The organism is Actinobacillus minor NM305 (genome assembly GCF_000175195.1).
GTDB classification, from domain to species: Bacteria; Pseudomonadota; Gammaproteobacteria; order Enterobacterales; family Pasteurellaceae; genus Haemophilus_A; species Haemophilus_A minor.
In genome coordinates this window covers 1-5,028 of record NZ_ACQL01000020.1, presented here as the reverse complement: position 1 = coordinate 5,028, position 5,028 = coordinate 1, and the positions used below count along the sequence as shown (strand labels likewise).

Genomic DNA, 5,028 nt, shown 5'->3' with positions numbered 1-5,028 from the left:
ATGCTTGTGCAACTCCTACATAATATCGTTTATTTTCATTAAATTTTATTTCTATTATGAAACCAAGCAAACAGAAACCATTTTCTTACACTGTTTTAGCCATTCTTTTAGCATTGAGTAATCATGCTCAAGGAGAGTCGCTAAAAACACTTTTGCAACAAAATTTATCCAGTGCACCAGAGGTAAAAGAAGCTCTAGCAAACATTGAGTCAGCTCAAAATCGTATGGAACAAAGCCGTTCTCAGCATTATCCCGTGGTGAGTCTAACAACATCAAAAGTATTGGGACAACATCATAGGGACAAGGATGATTATAGTTCTACGAAACTCATTCCCGGAGTCCAAGCTGAGGTTAATCTCTATGCTTTTGGAGCCATTGAGAAGGATATAGAACGTAGTCATAAAGAAACGGAATTTTATCAACATACCTATGAAGCGACTCGAGAAGAGCTCGCCTATACCATTGCTAAGCTTTATCTCAGTGCATTAAATACTAAAGAATCCATTAAAGTTCTAGAAAAAAGTTTAGAACGTCATCAACTGATTATTAAAGATCTAGATGTCATATTAGAATATGATGAGGGACGCGAGTCTGAATTCGTGCAAGCTGAAACCCGTATGTTGATGGTTCAACAAGAAATTAATAGCTATCGCCAAAAGTTAGCTGCTACCTTAAATACATTATCTAAATACACTAAAACAACAGTAACAGAAGAACAGCTAAATAATCCATTTTCAGATCTAACTGAAAATCAACTGTTCAGTAAATATTCATTAAAACAACATTCTGATAATCCACTTTATCGAGCTAATGTTGCAGACTTAGCTTCTAAGAACTTATCCGTTGAAGTTGAAAAGAAAAAACAATTGCCAAGAATTAATGTTGTAGGCTCTGCAACACGAGAAGATAAACAGGTTGGGCTTCAAGTTGCTTGGGACGTCTATAATCGAGGTAATAACTATATTACAAAAGAAAAAATTAGTGACATTTCTGCAAGCCGTGAACGCTTATCTCGCACAGAAAGAGATATTGAAGAAGGTGCAAGATTAGCAAAAATTAATATTAAGGAAAGTAATATTCAGTTAAAAGCATTAAAAAAACAAATTACATCATCAAAGAAAGTAGTTGATTTTTATCGTTTACAATTTGAAATAGCCAGACGCTCTCTCTTAGATGTGCTTAATGCCGAAAAAGAAGTGACGAGTGTTGAACTCGCCTACGCAACCACAGAACATAGTCTGCGCTCATCCATGTTAGATTATTTATATACTCAAGGAATGATTTCTACTTGGAGTGAAGTAAAATCGAATAATATTAAATTAAATTTTGCACATTAACATTAGATGATGAAAATTTCATAATCTAATAAGTCATATGCATTAAAAGGTTAGCTATATGAAACAAATTATTGAAAATTTATCCCTTGCAACACAGTTGCTTGGTGCGAATTTATCGGTTGCCACTCTGACAGCTCATACTATTCGTACTGAAAATATGGGACTGGATTTTAGTTCTTTAAGGGAATATCTTAAAAGTGAAGGATTTGATAATACATTATCTAAACGTCCATTAAAGGACATTCCTAGCCTGGCTGTACCTGTTCTTCTCTTTTTGCAAAATGAAGAAGCCGCATTGGTAACTGAAATTAAAGAGGATGATGAGGGACGTTCTTATAAAGTTCAGTTACTTGATGGTTTATCACAATGGTACTCGGAAACTGAACTGGATCAAAAATATCTTCAACATTGTTGGTTTATTAAACCAAGAGAGAGTGTTGATTCTCGCTCTGAATTACCTGAATACAACTTACCAAAAGCTTGGTTCTTTAAAGTAATTTGGCGATTCAAAAAATATTATTATCAGGTCATTTTATCTAGTTTTATCGTTAACTTTTTAGCACTTGTTAGCTCTTTATATGTGATGAATGTCTACGACAGAGTCATTCCAAATAAAGCTTACAGCACTTTATGGGTTCTTAGCCTTGGGGTTATTTTGGCTATTGTATTTGAACTCATAGCAAAAATGCTACGTGCTTATCTCACAGATGTTGCCGGTAAAAAAGCGGATCTCATTATTAGTTCTGCACTATTTAGACGTGTACTAAGTCTGAAACTCCAAGATAGACCAACATCATCCGGATCCTATGCAAATAATTTACGTGATTTTGAATCTGTCCGTGAATTTATGACTAGTGCCAGTCTATTAACCTTGGTAGATTTTCCATTCTTATTTCTCTTTTTATTTGTCATGTTTATGGTGGCAGGGAAATTAGCAATTGTTCCAATGACAATTATTCCTGTTGTCATTATTGTGGGGGTCTTGGCGCAAATTCCATTATCACGCTACATTAACGAATCTATGCGAGAAAGCTCTCAACGCCAAGGTCTGACGGTAGAAGCCATTGAAGGATTAGAAACGCTAAAGACGAATAATGCATCTAATTGGGCTCAAAAACGTTGGGATTTTTTCACCGCAAAATCAGCCGCATCATCGATTAAAGTAAAAAACATCAGTAACTTTGTCACTAATTTTACTATGATGATGCAGCAATTAAATACGGTATTCCTTGTATTAACAGGGACCTATTTAATCCATAGTGAAGATTCAAGTAGTAAAATCACGATGGGGGCATTAATCGCTTGTGTTATCTTATCTGGCAGAACTTTAGCACCTTTAGGACAAATTGCCGGGTTAGCAATCCGTTTCCAACAAGCCCGACTAGCATTGCAAGGAATTAATGGCATTATTGAACGCCCTACAGATAGAGATAATGAACGTAATTATGTCACACTAAGATCTATTCGAGGAGCAATTCAATTTAATAATATTTCCTTTAGCTACAATAAAAATGAAGAGCCTATTATTAATGCCCTTAATCTAAATATCCAACCGGGTGAAAAAGTGGGTATTCTAGGCAAAATTGGATCGGGTAAATCTACCGTATTAAAACTAGCCTCTGGTTTATATGAACCAAAACAGGGAAATATCACTGTTGATGATGTAGATTTACGCCAAATTGATCCACATTTTTTGCGTAATCAAGTAATGCTTCTCGAACAAAATCCTCGCCTCTTTTTAGGCACATTACGAGAAAACCTTGATTTAGCACGCATGGATAGCTTTTCAACTGACCAAGACTTATTACAAGCTTTAGCTCGTTTTGGTTTAATTGATCTTATTCGTAATCATCCTCGTGGACTAGATATGCCATTAGGCGAAGACGGGCTCGGTTTATCAGGTGGGCAAAAACAAATGGTTGCTCTAGCTCGTATGACGATGAAAGACCCTAAGGTGGCACTACTTGATGAACCAACTACAGGTTTAGATCAACTTTCTGAAATGCAAGCATTACAGGGAATTGCTCATTGGGCAAAAAATAAAACATTAGTAGTAGTAACACATCGTTCTCAGGTGCTACAAATTGTTAATCGTATTGTTGTTGTTGAAAATGGAAAAGTGGTGCTAGATGGACCACGAGATGCCGTATTACGACACTTATCAAAACAGCAAAACGAAAACGATCAACCTGCGGAATCAGTTAAATCTCAAGACACAAATGCTACAACACACGCCTAGTTAGCAATTAAATGTGTTATATATTTATGTTATGACGAGTTAATCAAAATGAATAAAGATAAAACGCCACATGATACAGTGGAAAAATTACAAACTAAACAAGCAGCCAAAAAGCAAGCACCTCTAAATAAAAAAGACTTACGTTTGCTGAATGACTTGAATGCTGCATTGCAACAAGAAAATCATCATTCTATATTCGCAACAATCTCTTTTTTCTTTGCATTGATGGTTATTTTTGTTATCTGGGCATATAACAGCCCTATTGATGAAGTAACTCGTGGGCAAGGCAGTATTATTCCTAATAGCCGAGAGCAAGTTATTCAAAGTTTAGATCCAGGAATTCTAAAAGAAATGCTTGTAAAAGAAGGTGATACTGTTGAAAAAGGACAAGTATTATTAAAATTAGATGATACTCGTAGCTCTGCAATATTACGCGAAAGCCAAGCTAAAGTAGAAAACTTAGAGGCACTTTCCGCTCGTCTACAAGCGGAAGCCTATGGCACACCACTCGTTTTTTCGGAAAAAATACCAGCCAGTTTACAAGAACGTGAACGAATTATTTACGAAAAACGAAAAACATCGTTACAAGAATCCTTAGCAAGCTTACAAAATAGTAAAAACCTACTCGATAGAGAAATTCGTATTACAGAACCTATTGTGGCTAAAGGTGCTGTTTCTGCAGTTGAACTACTTAGAATGAAAAGACAATCTACGGATTTACAACTACAAATGGTTGAACGCAAGAATAAGTATGTCACAGATGCTAGTGCTGAATTAACCAAAATTGAAGCAGAATTATCACAAGCTAGAGAAAATATGGCTATGCGAGCTGACCCTGTTGAACGCTCTCTTATCCGCTCTCCACTTAAAGGAATTGTTAAAAATATACGTATTAACACCATTGGTGGAGTTATTAGTGCAGGTCAAGATATTATGGAAATTGTCCCGATCGAAGATACATTACTTGTTGAGGCCTATATCAGCCCAAGTGATGTTGCCTATGTTAGACCTGGTATGACTGCATTAGTTAAATTAACTGCCTATGATTATGCAATTTATGGTGGATTAGAAGGTACTGTGACACTATTAAGCCCGGATACCTTACATGATCAAAAACGCCCGAGTGATCTAAAGTTGAACCCAAATGAAGCATACTATCGAGTATTAGTTAAAACAGAAGGAAGCCATTTAACTGATAAAGATGGAAAAGTAATGCCTATTATTCCAGGTATGATTGCCTCTGTAGATATAAAAACTGGTCAAAAAACGGTATTCCAATACCTAATTAAACCTATTACTCGAATGAAACAATCCTTACAGGAACGATAGTTAGATATCAATATTTGGCATAGTAGACAAATTTATCTACTATACCAACAAAAGGACAGGCATAAAGCCTGTCCTCAGACCGCTGACAAACCTCTAGACATCTCTCTAGAGGTTTGATCTAAT

At 35.8% G+C, this 5,028-nt stretch carries 3 protein-coding genes; all 3 read left to right on the top strand.

Going from position 1 to position 5,028, the window contains the following annotated elements:
• Nucleotides 1-56 precede the first annotated feature (56 nt).
• From AM305_RS00580 to AM305_RS00570, 3 genes are read left to right on the top strand one after another with little or no spacing between them, the layout of a single operon-like run.
• The gene (locus AM305_RS00580; protein WP_005822080.1) at nucleotides 57-1,337 is read left to right on the top strand and encodes a TolC family protein; all 1,281 of its coding nucleotides are present in this window, start codon (nucleotides 57-59) and stop codon (nucleotides 1,335-1,337) included.
• 58 nt (nucleotides 1,338-1,395) lie between these two features.
• Nucleotides 1,396-3,576 (top strand): type I secretion system permease/ATPase, encoded by a 2,181-nt coding sequence (locus AM305_RS00575; protein WP_005822079.1) that lies wholly within the window; start codon nucleotides 1,396-1,398, stop codon nucleotides 3,574-3,576.
• Nucleotides 3,577-3,624: 48 nt separating this feature from the next.
• Nucleotides 3,625-4,905, top strand: coding sequence for an HlyD family type I secretion periplasmic adaptor subunit (locus AM305_RS00570; RefSeq protein WP_005822077.1), 1,281 nt, complete (start codon nucleotides 3,625-3,627; stop codon nucleotides 4,903-4,905).
• The last annotated feature ends 123 nt before the right edge of the window (nucleotides 4,906-5,028 follow it).

Coding starts and splice junctions, on each gene's coding strand:
- AM305_RS00580 (WP_005822080.1), top strand. CDS start 57: ATGAAACCAAGCAAACAGAAACCATTTTCTTACACTGTTTTAGCCATT.
- AM305_RS00575 (WP_005822079.1), top strand. CDS start 1,396: ATGAAACAAATTATTGAAAATTTATCCCTTGCAACACAGTTGCTTGGT.
- AM305_RS00570 (WP_005822077.1), top strand. CDS start 3,625: ATGAATAAAGATAAAACGCCACATGATACAGTGGAAAAATTACAAACT.